We start from the raw sequence: 20,576 nt of genomic DNA on the forward strand, positions 1-20,576 counted from the left end.
TAGATTAAATGATCTTTTAGAAGTGAAAAGCAAAAAACATTTATATGAATCCCAGAGGTACAGATTTGTATTCCATGCAAAAATATGAAGCTTCGTATTTTAATACTTTTAATCCCAATACTGAATTCGAAAAATGGGCAGCCGTTGCTGTAACTGATTTCAATGAAATTCCAGAAGCAATGGAACCGATTATTTTGGCTGGAGGATTGTATGCAGTTTTTGTTCACAAAGGCGATGTATCGACAGCTTCAAAAACATTTCAGCATATTTTTGAAACTTGGTTGCCCAACTCTGAATATGTTTTGGATGGCAGATTCCATTTTGAATTATTGGGAGAAAAATACAAGAATAACGATCCCAGTTCCGAAGAGGAAATTTGGATTCCTGATTATTTATCAAAAACACGATAGTTATAAATGACAAAACCACTGCCGGTACAATAAGCAGTGGTTTTGAACAAACAGGAATCAATAATAATTAGTCAAGCAATCTCACTATTGCCAGCCACCGCCAAGGGCTCTGTACAATTGAATTATGGCTTTATATTGTTGGAATTTATTGTCTATCAAGCTTAGTTCTGCATTCAAAGCATTGTCTTTTACAGTCAAAACTTCTAAATAATTGGCCAACCCGTACGTCAATAATTCATCCGAATAATCAGTGGCTTTATTCAACGCATCCACTTGTTTTTCTCTAACGGTGAGTTTATACGTTTCATTATTGTACTGAGCCAAAGCATCCGAAACTTCTTTTCCGGCGGTCAATAACGACTGCTCAAACTGAAGATAAGCTTTTTCCTGATTGGCTTTTGCAATTTCAAACTTCGTTTTAATTTGTCTTTGATTAAAAATAGGCTGAGTCAATCCCGTAATCACGTTTGCAAAAATCGAATTGACACTAAACCATTCTTTCAAATCAATACTTTGAAGTCCACCGGTAGCAGTAAGTTTTAATATTGGATAAAAATTACTTTTGGCCACATTAGTCTGTTCAAAATTTGAAATCAAGTTGTATTCCGCTGCGATTACGTCAGGTCTGTTTCGTAACAAAGTTGCAGGAACACCAAGCGTAATTGTAGGTTGCATGGATTGTGACTCAAAAGTGTTTCTTTCAATTTTTGCAGAACCTTCACCCATGAGAATACTCATGGTATTTTCAAGAATGATGATGCTATTTTTTAAATCGGCAATGATAATTTCGGTACCATATTTTTGAGCTTCGGTTTGCTTCACGCCAACTTCGGTTACATTACCGGCATCTTTTAATGCAATAATAGTTTCGATACTTTGGTTTCTGTTAACCAACGTTTTCTCTGCTAGTTTTATTTGCGCATCAACCGAAAGTAATTGATAATACGTTGCTGCAATGTTAGCAATCAATTGCGTTTTTACCGCTTGCTTTGCAGCTGTTGTTTGCAGATAAGCGGCATTTGCAGCACGCTTGTTGCTTCTTATTTTCCCCCAAATATCAGCTTCCCACGAAAGACTTCCAGTCAACTGATATTGATTGGTGCTTCTGTCTTGCAACAGAGCACCAAACTGACTGTTTTTAGAAAGCTGTTGATGTGTCCAATCGGCACCTGCAGAAAGAGTGGGGAAGTACCCCGCTTTTCCTTGTTTCATAGTTGCTTCTGCCGCTGCAATATTTTGCATGGCAATTTTGATATCAAGGTTATTTTCTAACCCTTTTTTGATATAACCCTGTAAAAGCGGATCCGTGAAAACGTTTTCCCAAGCCACATTGGCAAGTGAAATGGTATCAGTTGAAATGATTTCATTTCGGTATGAATTTTCCGTTTTTAATTCCGGTCGTTTGTAATCTTTGGCTACAAAACAGGATTGCATTACCATTGCTGTTACAACAAGTACTGCTATTTTATTTAAGTTATTCTTCATTTTCTTCGTTTAAAAGTATAACATCAGATTCTTTTTCTCCGAATGGTTTTCCAGTAATTCTTTCCTGTAATCCTTGGAAGATGATGAACAAAATAGGGATTACAAATACCCCTAAAATTGTTCCAACTAACATTCCGCCAACTGCTCCCATACCGATAGAACGATTACCAACAGCTCCAACACCAGTAGCCAAAGCCAAAGGTAACAGACCAAATATGAAGGCCAATGAGGTCATTAAAATAGGACGTAAACGTGCTTTTGCTCCTTCAATAGCGGCTTGTGTAATATCCATTCCTTGTCGTCGTCGCTGGATAGCAAACTCAACTATCAGAATGGCATTTTTCGCTAATAGTCCTATAAGCATTATCAGTGCAACCTGGAAATAAATATTGTTTTCCAATCCTGCCAATTTCACAAAACCAATCGCTCCGGCAATACCCACAGGTAGTGAAAGCAATACCGATAATGGAACTAAATAACTTTCATACTGTGCACTTAATAAGAAATAAACAAATATTAAACTTAGTAAGAACACCCAAATTGCTTGAGTTCCAGCCAGAATTTCTTCACGGGTCATCCCCGAGAATTCATAACTATACGTCTTTGGTAAATGCTTTTCGGCAACTTCCTGAATGGCCTTAATGGCATCGCCAGTACTGTAACCTGGATTTGCTTTTCCGTTTACGTTTACCGCTTTCAACATATTAAATCGGGCAACAGCTTCAGGTCCGTAGATTCTTTTTAAATCTATAAACTGGCTAATTGCAACTTGTTGTCCGGCAGCATTTTTCACATAAATATTATTGATGGAAGCTTCGGTCGCTCTATCAGACGGTTTTGCCTGAATCATCACACGGTATTGTTTACCAAATTTATTAAAATCCGTGGTATACAATCCTCCATAATAGCCTTGCATCGTATTGAAAATATCCGAAATTGATACTCCGGCATCTTTGGCTCTTTCCACATTAATATCCATTTGGAATTGTGGGAACGTTGGATTAAAATTGGTCTGCGCATATTGAATTTCGGGTCTTTTCATTAATTCTCCCAAAAATTCATTACTCACTTTACTCACTGTAGCCCAATCATCATCACCTTTATCTTGGATTTTTAATTCGAAACCATCAGCTGAACCAAAACCCTGAACACTTGGAGGTGTAAAAAACAAGGCTCTTGCATCTTTGAAGTGAGCGGTTCTTCCGAACAACTCTTTCACCACTGCATCTACTGATTGATTGGCTTCCTTACGGTATTTCCAGTCTTTCAATTTGATTACTGTAAAGGCATAAGAACCTCCATTTACACTATTCAATAAACTGAAACCTACAACACTCATTCTGGCTTCAACAATATCCATTGAACCTAAAATAGTATCCAATTCTTTTACTGCTTTTTGAGTTTTCTCCAATGTCGTTCCTGGAGGAAGTGTTAAATCGGCCATGATAATTCCGCGGTCCTCATTTGGAATAAATCCGGAAGGCGTCGTTTGGAATAATATAAAAGTGATTCCAGAAAATACGATTAAAGCAACCACTATAATCCATTTTTTTCTTGCCAAGAATCCCAGAGACTTAACATATCTATTATTCATTCGATCAAAACTGGTATTGAAAGCCAAGAAAAATCGATCTTTCAAATTTGCATTATGATGATCAGAATCTGCATGTGGTTTTAAGAATAAGGCACACAATGCAGGGCTCAGCGTCAAAGCATTAATTGCAGAAATTAAAATCGCAATTGCCAATGTAATAGCAAACTGCTGGTAAAATACTCCCGAAGGTCCACTCAAGAACGACACCGGGATAAATACTGCGGCCATTACCATTGTGATGGAAATAATCGCACCTGTGATTTCACTCATTGCTGAGATGGTTGCTTCTTTTCCTGATTTTGCTCCTTCATCTAGTTTGGCGTGCACCGCCTCGACGACGACAATGGCATCATCGACGACAATCCCAATGGCGAGAATCATAGCGAACAAAGTCAACATATTGATAGAGAATCCAAATAATTGCAGGAAGAAAAATGTACCTACAATAGCCACCGGAACTGCAATCGCAGGAATTAAAGTAGAACGAAAATCTTGCAAGAAGATGTATACTACAATAAATACCAGAATAAAAGCTTCAATTAATGTTGTGATTACTTTATCGATAGAAGCATCCAGAAATGTTTTGGTATTAAATGGAATTACATAGTCAACTCCTTTTGGGAAGTCTGGTTTTGTATCTTCCAAGATGGTCATTACTTCTTCAATAATATCTTGTGCGTTTGAACCTGAAGTTTGAAATACTCCAACAGCAACACCTTGTTTACCCATTGCGATATTCTTGGTTCCATAATTGAAACCTCCCAATTCTACAGTGGCAACATCTTTCAGGTGAAGGAAATTTCCATTTCCGGTAGATTTTATAACAATGTTTTCGTAATCTTTTATTTCAGAAAGTCGTCCTTTATATTTGATTACATATTCATAAACACCTTCGGCATTTTCACCAAATTTCCCTGGAGCAGCTTCTACATTTTGTTCTTGTAAAGCAGCTTGAATTTCTTTTGGAGAAACATTATACGTAGCCATTTTTGCAGGATCTATCCAAATTCGCATCGAGTAATCTTTGGCTCCAAAAACATTAACTTGTCCAACACCTTTTACACGTTGTAATTTTGGTACTAGATTTATTTTGGCGTAATTCTGGATATAAGTCTCGTCAAAGTCTTTGTTATTGGAATATAAAGCAAAGAACATCAAGGCACTAGTCTGGCTTTTCAGGGTTGTAACTCCTGTTTGTACCACTGCTTGAGGCAATTTACTGATAGCACGGGCAACTTTGTTTTGAACGTTTACCGCAGCAATATCCGGGTCAACACCAAGTTCAAAATAAACGGAGATTTTAGCAGAACCATCATTTGCTGCAGAGGAAGTCATGTATGTCATTCCTTCCACACCATTGATTTCTTCTTCCAATGGAATCACGACACTATTCAATACAGTTTCTGCATTTGCTCCGGTATACATAGCACTGACTTGAACTGTTGGAGGTGCGATTTCGGGGTATTGTTCAATAGGTAATGACATCAATCCCAAAACCCCCAAAATGGTTATTAGAATCGAAATTACAGTCGAAAGAACAGGTCTTTCAATAAAAGTTTTTAGCATCTTGTGAATTATTATTTAGCTGGAGTTGATGTTGCTGTTAGTTGAATTTCATTTTTTGTTTGTTGAGGAACAATTACGATATCATCTTTTAATTTTGATGCGCCTTCAATTACCACAACATCGCCTTCCACAAGACCTTCTGTTACAATGAAATTCAAATCAGATGTTCCGTTTGTAGTAACAATTCTGGATTTTACCTTATTTCCTTGACCTACAACATAAATCAGTTGTTTTCCTTGTACTTCAAAAACGGCATTTTGGGGAACCAGAATTACTTCTTTTTGAATAATTGGTAAACGGATAATCCCGCTGCTACCGCTTCTTAGTACTCCTTCAGGATTTTTAAATTCTGCTCTGAACTGCGTAGTTCCTGTTGTTGGATTTACCAGACCGTTGATTGTTGCGATTTTTCCTTTTTGATCGTATTCGGAATTGTCAACTAAAAGCATGGAAACTTCTGGAGCCGCCTTTAATTTTTGTGCAGTTGTTGCCCCTTTGAAAGTCTTATTAAAAAGCAGCAATTGTTTTTCATTCATCGAAAAATAAGCACGAACAATTTTTGTGTCAGAAACCGTGGTCAGCGGCATTTCGCTGGTTGAACTCACTAAACTTCCTTCGCGGAAAGGCAAACTTCCGATAACTCCATTTACGGGAGAAACGATAGTTCCAAAACCAATGTTTGCAGCAATACTACCATATGCACTTCTGGCCTGAGCTAATTTTGCTTTAGCAGTTTCTAGCTGAACATTACTGATTATTTTTCTGTCTACTAAAGGTTTTAATCGGTCAACTTCAACCTGAGCTGCTTTCACCATTGCTTTTGCAGCTGAGGCATCTTGGTTTAAAGTTTGTGTTTCTAATTTGAAAAGCAATTGTCCTTTTCTCACAAGCTGACCTTCATCAACATAGATTTTTTGGATAAATCCATTTACTTTTGGACGGATTTCTACATTTTGCTGCCCTTCAAGGTTGGCGGTATATTCTTGATAAACAATTGCATCTTGTAAGGTAACAGTTTGAACTGGAAAAGGAGCAGCCACTATAGAAGGCATTTGCTGTTCTTCTTTTTTGCCACATGATGCTAAAATTAGCAAAACAAATATTGAAAATATTGAAAGTTTTCTCATTTTTATAATTGGGTTTTTGGATTTATATTTAGGTGTTATTTCTTTCTATTTCTTTGAATTTTTCGATCGTTTTCATCAAAAGTTCTTCCACTTCGCAAACATGGGATTTATAGGCTTTGACATTTTCCATATTGCATTGTTCTTCAGCACACGAGACTGTTTTCTCTCTGTAAATGATTAATTTGTCTATTATTTTTTTTTCAAAATCAAGTATTTTGATATAATTTGTCAATCTTTCACTGAATGGAGAAGGCTTGAAATATTTTTTTCGGTCACCGGATAAAGTGTAGTAATTTATTTTATCCATTTTTAGAAGCAGATTCAAGTTGGTTGAAATAGAGCTTTTACTGGCACCCAGTTTTTCGACTATTTGTTCAAAAGTTAATCCGGTCTTGCAGCCATCAATTATAAGTAATGCAAGAATTCTGGAACATAATGGCGGTATATTGTATAGTAACTCAAAATGAATTCCGAACATTTCGATAAGTTCTTCTCTCTCTTTTTGTATTGCAGCCATGATTTTTTTTGCAAAATTACAGTTAGTTCGAAATTTACCGAACTAAACGAACTTAAATTTGTGTTAATTTTTTCAACAAACTGTTTCTCTAGGTTTTACTATTTGGTTTTTGTTTAAAATCTAAAGTTTAGCCATCAATTAGTTCTATTTAAATTAAAAGTTAGTTCGTGATAAAAAAATGCTTAATATTGAAAAGTCAATAATTACCATCTGTTTATATCTTATCAAACCAAATTAATTTAATTATGAAATCTAAAAACTTGAAGAATTCTTTTTTAATAATTGCCTTATTTTCTGCTACGGTAGCTATGGCGCAACACAAATATGAGAACACTCCACCGGAGGTTTCTCCAATGCCAATGAAACCCGAAATGACGGAAATTTGGGAACCGGAAGTAAAAGCAATCACGCCTGCTAAAACCCTTGGAAACGCACCTTCAGATGCCATTATTTTATTTGACGGTAAAAACTTAGAGCAATGGGTAAGTCAAAAAGATGTAAATAAGCCTGCAGGATGGAAAATTGTTGATAAAGACTATATGGAAGTTGTTCCAGGTTCTGGAGCCATTCAAACCAAAATGACCTTTGGTGATTGTCAGTTACATCTGGAATGGAGTGCACCGGATGTCGTTTTAGATGGTGGACAGGCAAGAGGAAACAGTGGTGTATTTTTCCAAAACAGATACGAATTGCAAATATTGGATTCCTACAATAACAGAACGTATAACAATGGCCAGGCAGGAAGTATTTATAAAGATCATCCGCCATTGGTAAACGCTGTAAAGACTCCATTAGAATGGAATACTTATGATGCGATTTATACTGCTCCTCGATTCAAAGCTGATGGCAGAATTGATGCTCCGGCCAGAATCACTGTGTTTTTGAATGGTGTTTTAGTGCAAAATAATACTACCATAAATGGGTTGACACTTTACATTGGTTTGCATAATTACCCTACGTCTCATGGCGATGATGTTATTTCGCTTCAAGATCATGATTCAAAAAACCAATTCAGGAATATTTGGATAAGAAAACTTTAAAAAAGCATAGAAACGGAGCGCTAAAAACGCTCCGTTTTTTTTTGGCTCCAAATCACAATCAGGAACGTTTCTGTTTTGGAATCTAATTTACTTATATTTGTTGACCTAAAAAAAAAACTTAATAGTGAGTCAAATCAATAAGCTAAAAATATTCAATGATCCCATTTATGGGTTTATTACGATTCCAAATGCCTTAATTTACGATTTAGTTCAGCATCCTTATTTTCAACGTTTGCGCCGAATTTCCCAAATGGGATTGTCGTATTTAGTATATCCTGGCGCAAATCACACCCGTTTTCATCATGCCTTAGGTTGTATGCATTTGATGCAAAAAGCAGTCGATGTATTGCGTTTCAAAGGGGTTTTAATATCTCCTGAGGAAGAAAATGCGTTGTACATTGCTATTTTATTGCATGATATAGGTCATGGGCCTTTTTCACATGCTATGGAAAAAAGTATTGTTGAAGATGTGCATCATGAAGAAATATCTCTATTATTTATGAACCAATTGAATGTAGAATTTAACGGTCAGTTAAGTTTAGCAATTCAGGTTTTTAAAGGAGAATACAATAGAAAATTCATGCTGCAATTGATTTCCAGTCAATTGGATATGGATCGAATGGATTATTTGAAACGTGACAGTTTTTACTCGGGAGTGGCAGAAGGGAATGTCAACTCAGAACGACTGATTCAAATGATGAATGTGGTAGACGATTATTTAGTAATTGAAGAAAAAGGGATTTATTCCGTAGAAAAGTTTTTGATGTCCAGACGATTGATGTATTGGCAGGCATATTTACACAAAACGAGTTTAGTGGCAGAGTTAATTTTGATGAAAATCTTAAAACGCGCCAAAGAATTAACGCTAAAAGGAGTGCAGTTGCCTTGTAGTGAACCATTATTGTTTTTCATGCAAAACAAAGTCACCATAGATACATTTGACGCAGAAACGTTGGATTTATTTGCTCAATTAGATGATTTTGATATTATTGGAGCATTAAAATCGTGGCAAAAACATGATGATTTTATATTGTCCTCATTGAGTAAAATGATTGTAAACCGAGATTTATTAAAAATTAAATTAACCAGTGAAAAAGTAGCGATTGAGGAATTACAGCCACTAAAAGAACGTTTTGCATTGGAAAATAATATTTCATTATTAGAAACCAATTATTTTATTTTTAAAGGCAAAATAAAAAATCAAGCTTACAGTAAAGAGGCAGAACCCATACGGATTTTGAAAAAAGACTGTACCATTGAGGACGTAATTGAATCTTCTGATCAGCTGAATTTAAAATCATTATCTAAATTGGTTACCAAGTATTACATCTGTTTCCCAAAACAACTACTATAAAAACACCATTTAAAATCTATTTTTTTATATTTTTGTCGCGATGAAATTTACAGCAGAACAAATAGCAGGGATTTTAGAAGGAGAAGTTGTTGGGAATCCCATGACAGAAGTTTTTAGATTGTCAAAAATCGAAGAAGGCACTGAGGGATCGCTTACTTTTTTATCAAATCCTAAATATCTTAATTATATATATTCCACAAAAGCCTCAGTAACAATTGTTAATGAGACTTTTGTACCGGAATCACCTTTAACTACCACATTAATAAAAGTGCAAGATGCGTATGCGGCATTTTCTAAATTATTAGAGTTTTATAATCAGGTGAAATTGAATAAAAGTGGAATAGAGCAACCTTCTTTCCTGTCACAAAGTGTAAAATACGGAGATAATTTATATCTTGGTAGCTTTAGTTATGTCGGACAGAATGTAGTTTTGGGTGAAAATGTAAAAATATATCCTAATTGTTTTGTTGGAGATAATGTCATAATAGGGGATAATGTAATATTATTCGCTGGCGCAAAAATCTATTCGGAGACCGTAATCGGGAATAATTGCACCATTCATTCTGGAGCTATAATAGGTGCGGATGGCTTTGGTTTTGCACCAAATCCTGACGGAACGTATACTAAAATTCCACAAATAGGGAATGTAATTATTGAAGATAATGTAGATATAGGCTCTTGTACAACTATTGATAGGGCTACAATGGGTTCTACCATTATCAGAAAAGGAGTGAAGCTTGACAATCAAATTCAGATTGGGCATAATGTTGAAATTGGTGAGAACACCGTAATTGCCGCTCAAACGGGTGTTGCAGGTTCTACAAAAATTGGAAAAAGTGGCATGATTGGCGGACAAGTTGGAATCTCAGGACATTTAACTATTGGTAATAATGTTCGAATCCAAGCGCAATCAGGTGTGGGACGAAATATAAAAGATAATGAAATCTTGCAAGGAAGCCCTACATTTGGATACAATGATTTCAGTAAATCATATGTTCATTTCAAGAATTTGCCTAAAATTGTTGCAGAAATAGAAGAATTAAAAAAACAAATATTAAACCAAAAAAATGGAAACAATGGTTAAACAGAAGACCATCAAAACAGAAATTTCGCTAACTGGAGTTGGATTACACACAGGAAAAGAAGTAAAAATGACTTTTAAACCTGCTCCAGTGAATAATGGTTTTACTTTTGTTCGAGTAGATCTGGAAGGACAGCCTATTATTGAAGCAGATGCGAATTATGTTGTAAACACGCAAAGAGGAACCAATTTAGAAAAATTAGGCGTAAAAATTCAAACGCCTGAACATGTTTTAGCAGCACTAATTGGTTGTGATTTAGATAATGTAATCATTGAATTGAATGCTTCTGAACTTCCTATTATGGATGGTTCTTCAAAATATTTTGTTGAAGCGCTTGAAAAAGCAGAAATAGAAGAACAGAACGCTAAAAGAAATGTATATGTAGTAAAAGAAGTTATTTCTTTTACAGATGAAGCTTCTGGCAGTGAAATATTGGTAATGCCAAACGATTATTATTCAGTTACTGCAATGGTGGATTTTGGTACTAAAATACTAGGTACTCAAAATGCTACAATGAAAAGTATTGCTGACTTTAAAACTGAAATATCTGAGTCAAGAACCTTCAGTTTTTTACATGAACTAGAATCGTTGTTAGAAAACGGTTTGATAAAAGGAGGCGATTTAAATAATGCCATTGTTTATGTAGACAAAGAAATTTCTGCATCAACCATGGAGAGTTTAAAAGTAGCTTTTGGAAAAGACGAAATAACCGTTAAACCAAATGGTATTTTAGATAACCTTACGTTGCATTACCCAAATGAAGCGGCAAGACACAAACTGCTTGATGTGGTCGGTGATTTAGCTTTAATTGGAACAAGAATTCAAGGGAAGGTAATTGCCAATAAACCAGGTCATTTTGTGAATACACAGTTTGCCAAAAAAATGGCTAAAATCATAAAAATAGAACAAAGAAATCATGTTCCTGCTTATGATTTGCATCAAGAGCCTTTAATGGATATTCATAAAATTATGGCGGTTCTTCCTCATAGACCACCGTTTTTATTGATTGACAGAATCATCGAAATGTCAGAAACTCATGTTGTGGGGATGAAAAATGTAACAATGAATGAAAATTTCTTTGTTGGTCATTTTCCTGAAGCTCCGGTTATGCCAGGTGTTTTAATTGTAGAAGCCATGGCACAAACAGGAGGGATTCTGGTATTAAGTACCGTTCCTGATCCAGAAAATTATTTGACTTATTTTATGAAAATAGACAATGTCAAATTCAAACATAAAGTGTTACCTGGTGATACTTTAATTTTTAAGTGTGATTTAATTACCCCTATCAGAAGAGGAATTTGTCACATGCAAGCAAATGCTTACGCAAATGGAAAACTAGTTGCTGAAGCAGAATTAATGGCTCAAATTGCCAAAAAACAATAGATTTAGATTAAAACTAAAATCCTCCATTTGAAAAAATGAGATTGACGTTTGTATTCTGATAAATATAAAAATAAAAAATAGCTGATGAATCAACCACTAGCCTATGTTCATCCAGGCGCCAAAATCGCCAAAAATGTTGTCATAGAACCATTTACAACCATTCACAATAACGTAGTTATTGGGGACGGAACTTGGATAGGTTCGAATGTTACCATTATGGAAGGCGCGAGAATTGGAAAAAATTGTAATATATTCCCTGGTGCAGTTATTTCGGCGGTTCCACAGGATTTAAAATTTGGAGGAGAAGATTCTTTGGCAATAATTGGAGACAATTGTACGATTAGAGAATGTGTAACGATCAATAGAGGGACAATTGCATCCGGACAAACTACTTTAGGTAATAATTGTTTGGTAATGGCAACAGCACATATAGCTCACGATTGTCACATTGGCGATAATGCTATTATTGTAAACGGAGTAGCTTTGGCTGGTCACGTTACCGTAGGTAAATTTGCGGTTATTGGCGGATTGGCAGCAATTCATCAATTTATCCACATTGGAGATCACGCCATGATATCAGGCGGATCTTTGGTAAGAAAAGATGTTCCGCCTTTCACAAAAGCAGCAAAAGAGCCTTTGTCGTATGTTGGTATTAACTCTGTTGGATTAAGAAGACGCGGTTTTACAACTGAAAAGATCAAAGAAATTCAAGATATTTATAGAATTTTGTATCAAAAAAATTACAATACAACCCAAGCTTTGGGTATTATTGAAGCAGAGATGGAAGCGACACCGGAAAGAGATGAAATCATTGATTTTATTCGAAATTCATCAAGAGGAGTAATGAAAGGATATTCTGGAAATTATTAAGAATAAGTCGTTAATCAAATTAGCAAATAAACGAATCAACAAATAAACAAAAAAATGGCATCTACATCAGATATTAAAAACGGATTGTGTATTAAATACAACAACGATATTTACAAAATTATTGAATTTCTTCACGTAAAACCAGGAAAAGGTCCTGCTTTTGTTAGAACTAAATTGAGAAGTTTGACTAACGGAAAAGTATTGGACAACACTTTTTCAGCTGGTCATAAAATTGAAGAAGTTAGAGTGGAAAACCATAAATTTCAGTTTTTATATCCAGAAGGAGATGATTTTCATTTTATGAATACAGAAACTTTCGAACAAATTACTTTAAATAAAAATATTTTAGATTCGCCAGATTTATTGAAAGAAGGAGAAAATGTAATGGTAAGTATCAATACAGAGACTGATTTACCTCTTTCTGTAGATATGCCAGCATCTGTTATTCTTGAAGTGACTTACGCAGAACCAGGAATTAAAGGAAATACTGCTACAAATGCAACAAAATCAGCAACTGTTGAAACGGGTGCAACTGTAAATGTCCCTTTGTTTATTAATGAAGGTGATAAAATTAAAATTGATACTGCATCAGGTTCTTATATGGAACGAGTTAAGGAATAGCTGACAGTAATCAGTGCTCAGTAATGAGATATACTGGACATTGATTGCTAAACACTGAACACAAAATAAATGAAATTCCAAAAAACACATAGCTTAGAAGAAATTGCAAGTATCATCGACTGTGAATATGTTGGTGATAAAAAATTTCCAGTGACTGGAATGAATGAAATTCATGTTGTTGAATCAGGCGATATTGTTTTTGTAGATCATCCTAAGTATTATGACAAAGCATTAAATTCAGCAGCAACTATTGTTTTAATTAACAAAAATGTAGCTTGTCCGGATGGAAAAGCGTTGTTGATTTCAGATGATCCTTTTAGAGATTTTAATAAATTAACAAACTATTTCAAGCCATTTCAATTTTCGAATGTTTCAATAGCTACTTCAGCTTCTATAGGTGAAGGAACTGTAATACAGCCAAATACATTTATCGGTAATCATGTTGTTATTGGAAAGAATTGTTTGATTCATTCTAATGTTTCGATTTATGACTACACCGTAATTGGCGATAATGTAATGATTCACGCGGGAACCATTCTTGGTGCCGATGCTTTTTATTATAAAAAACGTCCCGAAGGTTACGATCAGTTACTTTCAGGTGGAAGAGTGGTTATTAAAGACAATGTTGGAATTGGAGCTCTTTGTACGATTGATAAAGGAGTTACTGGCGATACAACTATTGGCGAAGGCACAAAAATTGATAATCAAGTGCATGTAGGCCATGACACTGTTATTGGAAAAAAATGTTTAATTGCTTCACAAACAGGAATTGCAGGCTGTGTCATTATTGAAGACGAAGTTACTATTTGGGGACAAGTAGGGACCACCAGCGGAATCACGATAGGAGCAAAGGCAGTTATTCTTGGTCAAACCGGAGTTACAAAATCAGTAGAAGGAGGAAAGTCTTATTTTGGTACTCCAATTGAAGAATCAAGAGAAAAATTGAAACAACTGGCTAATATCAAGAAGATACCAGAAATTCTAAATAAACTAAAATAATATGTCTGCTAAAGAAATCGTTCAGAAATTTTACAAATCAGATGCTCTTATAGATAGCGAAATCATAAAAGATTTTTTACATCCTGAAGTAATCGTTGAATGGAAAAGCAGTAAGGGATTGATTCAATTGAATTACGATTCTTTATTAAATCTATCTAATGATTTAAGTAAAGCATACGTTCGATCTAAAGTTAGAATTAGTCATATTGTTAGTGAAAATGATACCATTTCGGTACGATACTCTCATTTTGTGAAAACGATTGAGAATCCAAGGGAAGAAATGTTATTGGCGCATTTTATGGTTATTTGGCAAATAAAAGACAATAAACTATTTCGAGGGTATCAAATGAGTCAATTATCATAATTTAGTATCAAAAAACTGAATACTGAATACTGATTACTGATTACTATTTTATACTTTTGCATAACAATTTTAAAAACTACATAAAAAATATATCATGAGTGTTTTAGTCAATAAAGATTCCAAAATAATTGTTCAAGGTTTTACAGGAAGCGAAGGAACTTTCCATGCTTCTCAAATGATTGAGTACGGTACTAACGTCGTTGGTGGTGTAACTCCAGGAAAAGGGGGAACAACTCACTTAGACAGACCAGTTTTTAACACTGTAAAAGATGCTGTAGAACAAGCAGGAGCTGATACGACTATCATTTTTGTTCCACCAGCTTTTGCTGCTGATGCGATTATGGAAGCTGCAGATGCTGGAATTAAAGTAATTATTGCAATTACTGAAGGAATTCCTGTTGCTGACATGATAAAAGCAAATAGTTATGTTAAAGAAAGAAATGCTAGATTGATAGGACCTAACTGCCCAGGAATAATTACTCCGGGTGAAGCTAAAGTTGGTATTATGCCAGGTTTTGTTTTCAAAAAAGGAACTGTTGGTATTGTTTCTAAATCTGGAACATTAACGTACGAAGCAGCTGACCAAGTGGTAAAACAAGGATTAGGAATCACTACTGCAATTGGTATTGGTGGAGACCCAATAATCGGAACTACTACAAAAGAAGCAGTTGAATTATTGATGAATGACCCAGAAACAGAATGTATCGTAATGATAGGTGAAATTGGTGGACAATTAGAAGCGGATGCAGCTCATTGGATCAAAGCGGATGGTAACCGTAAACCAGTTGTAGGATTCATTGCAGGAGTTACCGCTCCAGTAGGACGTACAATGGGACATGCAGGTGCTATCGTTGGTGGATCAGATGATACTGCTGAAGCTAAAAAACAAATCATGAGAGAATGTGGTATTCACGTAGTAGATTCTCCAGCTGAAATTGGTAAAAAAGTAAAAGAAGTTTTAGGTTAATCTAAGCTTTGATTAAATATTTTAAAAGCCTCACAATTTGTGGGGCTTTTTTATTATAAATTGAATTAAAGAAATATCTTTGCACTTTATTAAATGCAGCTGTTTTTCAGATGTAATCCTAATAAGAGCAAACATAAACGAATGGTTTCTAATGGGCCTCACGATTTTGTGGGGTATTTTTTTGTCGAAGCCAATTCAAATAAAAATAAAATAACATGTACAAAGAGTTAAAAAAATTCAAAGTTACCAATCAGTTTTCATTTACCACAGAGGATAGTCTAGCAGAAGTTTGTAATGCTTCAGAAGGATCTGGAGTATTTTTAGTGTATTCAGTAGGGGAGGGAAAAGAGTTGATTATGGTTGGTTCTACTGGAACCGTTCAAAATGACGGAACTTTGAAAATTAAAAATGGTGGTCTTAAAGACAAAATTGTTGAAGGACATCAATTTGCTAAAACTGGAAGAAAATATTCTTGGCCTGCACAAATGAAAATCGAAGATATCAGCACACTTGAAGTGGTTTGGTATGAGACATTCAACGATAAGACAAAAGTGATTCCAACATTTGTAGAAGGACAAGTTTTACAAAATTTCCTTGACGAAAATGGAAGACTGCCAAAATGGAATGTAGCTTTTTAATTATTTAAAGTCTGTTTTCCAACATCTTAGTTATAATTGCGTCACATTTTTATGTGACGCTTTTTTTTGAATTATTATTATTTTGAATGAAATTCAAATTATTTCATAAATAATTAATTACTTTTGCACCCGTTATCACGAATCCTTTAATAGGATAGCAACCTGCAACAACAAGCAAGGTGCTAAAACGATAAGCCAAATCCTTTGGAAAAAATGTTGTTTTAATCATTTTTATATTTTGGTTTATTTGTTAGTCGTGGTAATGGATTCATTTTATACCATTATTTATGACAAAGAAAATTCAACAAAAAGGGAATGCATTGGCATTACTTCCGTTATTCATTTTTATTTTAACTTTTTTAGGAGCTGGAATTTGGCTTAATGATTTTTATGCATTCCCTTCTCCAGTAGCAGTTTTATTAGGGATTATTGCTGCTTTTTTACTTTTCAAACAATCAACAGAAGACAAAGTAAATACTTTGATTTCCGGTTGTGGCGAAAGCAAAATAATAACCATGTGTTTAATTTATTTGCTTGCAGGCGCTTTTGCCACTGTCACTAAAGCAATGGGAGGAGTTGATTCGGTGGTGAATTTAGGAATCAACAATATTGATGTAGCTTATTTCCCATTAGGAATTTTCCTGATTGCTTCTTTTCTTTCGACTGCTACAGGAACTTCGGTTGGGGCTATTGTGGCATTAGGACCAATTGCGGTAAGTCTAGCTGAAAAAAGCGGTTCTCCACTCGCATTAATTGCAGGTTCTTTATTGGGAGGCGCCATGTTAGGCGATAATCTATCGATGATTTCAGATACAACCATTGCGGCTACTCAGTCTTTGGGATGCGAAATGAAAGATAAATTTAAAACAAACCTGTTTATCGCTTTTCCGGCTTCGGTAATTACCATTTTTTTACTTTTCTATTTAGGATTAAATTCGGAAGTTACGGCTGTCGCTATTCCAAAATCGAGCTACGAACTAATCACTATTTTACCCTATTTGTTAGTGATTGTCCTTGCCATAATTGGAATTAATGTTTTCACTACTTTAATAATCGGAATTGTGGTAGCAGGGATTATTGGAATTGTTGGTGCTGATTTTACCATTTTAGTATTTGCACAAAAAATATACGAAGGGTTTACGAGCATGACCGATATATTCTTGTTATCCATGCTTACTGGTGGTTTAGCGGCATTGGTAGAAAAAGCAGGTGGAATTGATTTTGTCATTCACAAAATTAAATCCAGAATAAAAAACAAGAAATCGGCTCAAATGGGAATTGGAACCTTAGTGAGTTTTACTAATATGGCTATCGCCAATAATACCGTTTCCATTGTTATCACAGGAGCCATTGCCAAAGAAATTAATGATGAATATAATTTAAGCTCCAAAAAAACGGCAACTTTACTGGATATTTTTGCTTGTATTGTTCAGGGAATTTTGCCTTATGGCGCGCAAGTTTTGTTGATTTTAAGTTTTGCCAATGGTAAACTGAATTTCTTAGATTTAATCAGTAATGCTTGGTATCTCTTATTTTTATTTTTAGTTACTTTAATTGCCATTTACAGTAATTTTTGGGATAAATTGATAAATAGATTTTTGAAAGTTTAAGCTTTTGGCATAAAATTTTTGAATTGAATTGTTATATTTGTCTTATAAAAAAAATACAAACGAACGATAGAATATGAAATTACTAGAAGGAAAAGTAGCCATAATTACAGGTGCGAGTCGCGGAATTGGAAAAGGAATTGCTGAAGTTTTTGCAAAACATGGTGCAAATGTTGCATTCACCTACAGTTCATCTGTAGAATCAGCATTGGCATTAGAAAATGAATTGAACGCTCTTGGAATTAAAGCCAAAGGATATCAATCAAATGCTGCCGATTTTAATGAAGCGCAAACTTTTGTTGATGCTGTTTTGGCTGAATTCGGAACGGTTGATATTCTAATAAACAACGCCGGAATTACTAAAGACAACCTTTTGATGCGTATGTCCGAAGAAGATTTTGATAAAGTGATTGATGTCAATTTGAAATCCGTTTTTAATATGACCAAAGCGATTCAACGTACTTTCCTGAAACAACGTTCTGGTTCTATAATCAATATGAGTTCAGTAGTAGGAGTGAAAGGAAATGCAGGACAGACTAATTATGCTGCTTCTAAAGCGGGAGTTATAGGGTTTTCAAAATCAGTAGCATTGGAATTAGGATCTCGTAACATTCGTTGTAATGTAATTGCTCCAGGATTTATAGAAACAGAAATGACAGCTAAATTAAACGAAGATGTTGTAAAAGGATGGAGAGACGGAATTCCGTTGAAACGTGGTGGAACGACTGAAGATGTTGCCAATGCGTGTCTTTTCTTTGCTTCAGATATGAGTGCTTATGTAACGGGACAAGTTATGAATGTTTGTGGAGGAATGCTTACTTAATATTTAATTTAAAGATTGAAGAATTCAAAGATTTAAAGATTTTTGAACTACTTATTAATTTTTTAATCTTTCAATTTTTAAATATTTTAATCAAAAATAAATGACAATAAACACGCTACTATTATTACTTCTTTCTTTACTAATAGCTGGCGGTTTGTCATTTTTTCAATATATCTATAAAGCCAAAAACAAATCGAATATTGGTTGGTTTTTGGCTTTTTTGCGTTTTTCATCCATTTTTGGAATTTTGTTATTGTTGATTAATCCAATACTAACCAAAAATACGCTTGAAACCGTAAAAACACCTTTGCCGATTGTTGTTGATAATTCGAGTTCCATTTCTTTTTTGAATGCGAATGAAAAAGCATTGGAATTGTATAATAAAATAAAATCAAACTCGAATTTACAAGAGAAATTCGATGTACAATCGTATCAGTTTTCAGATGATTTTGAACCTATAAAAACATTTGATTTTAAAGGAACCCAAACTAATATTGATGTTGTTGCCAAAAATCTAAAAAGCATTTATAAAAACGCAATCTATCCAACGGTTTTAATTACGGATGGAAATCAAACTTCCGGGAATGATTATGTCTACAGTTTTGATGCTGTGAATAAAGTATATCCAGTAATTGTAGGCGATACAACGACTTTTTTAGATTTCAAAATCAATCAACTGAACGTTAATAAATACGCTTTTCACAAGAATAAATTTCCTGTAGAAGCTTTCTTTCAGTATTCAGGAACTAAAAGCATAACGGCCGATTTTATTATTTCACAAGGAAATTCAGTATTCAGTAAACAATCTATTACCTTTTCTCCATCCAAGAAAACGGCAACTGTAAGCGTACTTTTACCGGCTGATAAAATTGGATTACAGATTTTTAAAGCTACTATTTCATCGAAAGAAAAAGAAAAAAATACGTATAATAATACCAAGAATTTTGCGGTTGAAGTTATTGACCAAAAAACAAATATTGCTATTGTATCAGCTATAAATCATCCTGATTTAGGTGCGCTAAAAAGAGCCATTGAATCCAATGTGCAACGTAAAGTAACTATTGTTAAACCAAATGATATTAGGACATTACAAGATTTTAATGTTTTGATTTTATACCAACCGACAACTGAATTTAAAACCATTTTCGATAGTAATAAAAGTACTGGAATCAATACGTTTATTATTACAGGAAACAATACCGATTTCAGTTTTTTGAATCAGCAGCAGGATAATTTAAACTTTAAAATGAGCGGGCAAAAAGAAGATTATTTGTCGATTTTTAATGCGCAGTTTAATTTGTTTGCAGCTGACAATATCGGGTTTGAAAATTTACCGCCTTTACAAAATGCTTTTGGAACAGTAACAAAAAAAGGAGCTGTTTCTGTTTTGCTTTCATCCAAAATTAGAACTATAGACACGAATGCACCTTTGCTGGCTTTTGCAGAAAATCAAGGCAGACGGACTGCTTATCTTTTGGGAGAAAACAGTTGGAAATGGCGCTTGCAAACGCATGTCAACAATCAATCTTTTGAAAAATATGATATTTTCATGGATAAGATTATTCAATTTTTAGCTTCGAATAATTCTAAAAAATCATTAGTGGTTGAACATGAGAGTTTTTATAATTCAGGTGAAGCCATTGAAATAACTGCGCAATATTTCAATAAAAACTATGAGTTTGATGAAAAAGCCCGTTTGACTATTACGGTAACAAATACCAAAACCAAGCAAACGAAAAACTACGATTTATTGAAAGGAAATAATTCATATAAAGTCAATCTTGACGGACTTAAAGCCGGCCCTTATGCGTTTATTGTAAAAGAATTGAATTCTAAAACGACATATTCCAGTAGTTTTGAAATTATTGATTTTAATATCGAAAAGCAATTTGTCAATCCCGATGTGGAAAAATTGACACAATTGGCCACGCAAACGCAAGGAAAAACATATTTTCCTGATCAAGTTGATGTGTTGATTAAAACGCTTTTAGAAAATGAGGAATACAAAGCGATAGAAAAGAACATTGTTACAAAAACGCCTTTGATTGATTGGATTTGGTTATTGGTTTTAATTTCAATTTTGCTGGCAACCGAATGGTTTGTTCGAAAATACAACGGATTACTGTAAT

Annotated in this window: 18 protein-coding genes and 1 riboswitch; of the genes, 14 read left to right on the top strand and 4 right to left on the bottom strand. The window is 34.4% G+C overall.

Annotated features, from left to right (window positions below; genetic code table 11):
• Positions 1 to 44 precede the first annotated feature (44 nt).
• Entirely contained in the window at positions 45 to 410 is a 366-nt protein-coding gene (locus E0I61_RS14090; protein WP_132072182.1) for a GyrI-like domain-containing protein, read from the top strand.
• Between the two features lie 84 nt (positions 411 to 494).
• Here the strand turns inward: E0I61_RS14090 and E0I61_RS14095 are convergent, their stop codons facing one another.
• From E0I61_RS14095 to E0I61_RS14110, 4 genes are read right to left on the bottom strand one after another with little or no spacing between them, the layout of a single operon-like run.
• Complete coding sequence (locus tag E0I61_RS14095; RefSeq protein WP_132072184.1) at positions 495 to 1,895, bottom strand: efflux transporter outer membrane subunit; 1,401 nt, start codon at positions 1,893 to 1,895, stop codon at positions 495 to 497.
• Positions 1,885 to 5,055, bottom strand: coding sequence for an efflux RND transporter permease subunit (locus tag E0I61_RS14100; protein ID WP_132072186.1), 3,171 nt, complete (start codon positions 5,053 to 5,055; stop codon positions 1,885 to 1,887). Before E0I61_RS14100 ends, E0I61_RS14095 begins: the two co-directional genes overlap by 11 nt.
• Before the next feature lie 11 nt (positions 5,056 to 5,066).
• Positions 5,067 to 6,182, bottom strand: a complete 1,116-nt coding sequence (locus E0I61_RS14105; RefSeq protein WP_132072188.1) for an efflux RND transporter periplasmic adaptor subunit — start codon at positions 6,180 to 6,182, stop codon at positions 5,067 to 5,069.
• A gap of 28 nt (positions 6,183 to 6,210) precedes the next feature.
• The gene (locus tag E0I61_RS14110; protein WP_131997815.1) at positions 6,211 to 6,699 is read right to left on the bottom strand and encodes a GbsR/MarR family transcriptional regulator; all 489 of its coding nucleotides are present in this window, start codon (positions 6,697 to 6,699) and stop codon (positions 6,211 to 6,213) included.
• A 245-nt stretch (positions 6,700 to 6,944) separates the two neighbouring features.
• Between E0I61_RS14110 and E0I61_RS14115 the strand changes: the two genes are divergently transcribed.
• The 13 genes from E0I61_RS14115 (at position 6,945) to E0I61_RS14175 (ending at position 20,575) form a co-directional block, all read left to right on the top strand.
• Positions 6,945 to 7,739 (top strand): 3-keto-disaccharide hydrolase, encoded by a 795-nt coding sequence (locus tag E0I61_RS14115; protein WP_132072190.1) that lies wholly within the window; start codon positions 6,945 to 6,947, stop codon positions 7,737 to 7,739.
• 124 nt (positions 7,740 to 7,863) lie between these two features.
• Entirely contained in the window at positions 7,864 to 9,093 is a 1,230-nt protein-coding gene (locus E0I61_RS14120; RefSeq protein WP_132072192.1) for an HD domain-containing protein, read from the top strand.
• Between the two features lie 40 nt (positions 9,094 to 9,133).
• Positions 9,134 to 10,177, top strand: coding sequence for a UDP-3-O-(3-hydroxymyristoyl)glucosamine N-acyltransferase (lpxD, locus tag E0I61_RS14125; RefSeq protein ID WP_131997807.1), 1,044 nt, complete (start codon positions 9,134 to 9,136; stop codon positions 10,175 to 10,177).
• The gene (locus tag E0I61_RS14130; protein WP_131997857.1) at positions 10,170 to 11,558 is read left to right on the top strand and encodes a bifunctional UDP-3-O-[3-hydroxymyristoyl] N-acetylglucosamine deacetylase/3-hydroxyacyl-ACP dehydratase; all 1,389 of its coding nucleotides are present in this window, start codon (positions 10,170 to 10,172) and stop codon (positions 11,556 to 11,558) included. The genes lpxD and E0I61_RS14130 overlap by 8 nt, the downstream gene beginning before the upstream one ends.
• A gap of 84 nt (positions 11,559 to 11,642) precedes the next feature.
• Complete coding sequence (lpxA, locus tag E0I61_RS14135; protein ID WP_131997804.1) at positions 11,643 to 12,428, top strand: acyl-ACP--UDP-N-acetylglucosamine O-acyltransferase; 786 nt, start codon at positions 11,643 to 11,645, stop codon at positions 12,426 to 12,428.
• 54 nt (positions 12,429 to 12,482) lie between these two features.
• Complete coding sequence (gene efp / locus E0I61_RS14140) at positions 12,483 to 13,049, top strand: elongation factor P (protein WP_113665730.1); 567 nt, start codon at positions 12,483 to 12,485, stop codon at positions 13,047 to 13,049.
• Between the two features lie 69 nt (positions 13,050 to 13,118).
• Complete coding sequence (locus E0I61_RS14145) at positions 13,119 to 14,048, top strand: UDP-3-O-(3-hydroxymyristoyl)glucosamine N-acyltransferase (RefSeq protein ID WP_131997802.1); 930 nt, start codon at positions 13,119 to 13,121, stop codon at positions 14,046 to 14,048.
• 1 nt (position 14,049) lies between these two features.
• Positions 14,050 to 14,412 carry a nuclear transport factor 2 family protein gene (locus E0I61_RS14150; RefSeq protein ID WP_131997799.1) on the top strand — a complete coding sequence of 121 codons (363 nt, stop codon included), beginning with the start codon at positions 14,050 to 14,052 and terminating at the stop codon, positions 14,410 to 14,412.
• Positions 14,413 to 14,506: 94 nt separating this feature from the next.
• A complete protein-coding gene (gene sucD, locus E0I61_RS14155; protein WP_126451553.1) occupies positions 14,507 to 15,379 on the top strand; it encodes a succinate--CoA ligase subunit alpha in 873 nt (290 codons plus the stop codon).
• Positions 15,380 to 15,594: 215 nt separating this feature from the next.
• On the top strand, positions 15,595 to 16,017 hold the full coding sequence (locus E0I61_RS14160; protein WP_132072194.1) for a hypothetical protein: 423 nt from the start codon (positions 15,595 to 15,597) through the stop codon (positions 16,015 to 16,017).
• Positions 16,018 to 16,144: 127 nt separating this feature from the next.
• Positions 16,145 to 16,241: riboswitch (SAM-I-IV-variant riboswitch) on the top strand.
• Positions 16,242 to 16,304: 63 nt separating this feature from the next.
• Positions 16,305 to 17,627 carry a Na+/H+ antiporter NhaC family protein gene (locus E0I61_RS14165; RefSeq protein ID WP_132072196.1) on the top strand — a complete coding sequence of 441 codons (1,323 nt, stop codon included), beginning with the start codon at positions 16,305 to 16,307 and terminating at the stop codon, positions 17,625 to 17,627.
• Positions 17,628 to 17,700: 73 nt separating this feature from the next.
• Complete coding sequence (fabG, locus tag E0I61_RS14170) at positions 17,701 to 18,447, top strand: 3-oxoacyl-[acyl-carrier-protein] reductase (RefSeq protein ID WP_131997790.1); 747 nt, start codon at positions 17,701 to 17,703, stop codon at positions 18,445 to 18,447.
• 100 nt (positions 18,448 to 18,547) lie between these two features.
• Positions 18,548 to 20,575: a hypothetical protein gene (locus E0I61_RS14175; RefSeq protein ID WP_132072198.1), complete on the top strand. Its 2,028-nt coding sequence runs from the start codon at positions 18,548 to 18,550 to the stop codon at positions 20,573 to 20,575.
• The last annotated feature ends 1 nt before the right edge of the window (position 20,576 follow it).

It is taken from the genome of Flavobacterium ranwuense, from assembly GCF_004349315.1.
In the GTDB taxonomy this organism is placed as follows: Bacteria; Bacteroidota; Bacteroidia; order Flavobacteriales; family Flavobacteriaceae; genus Flavobacterium; species Flavobacterium ranwuense.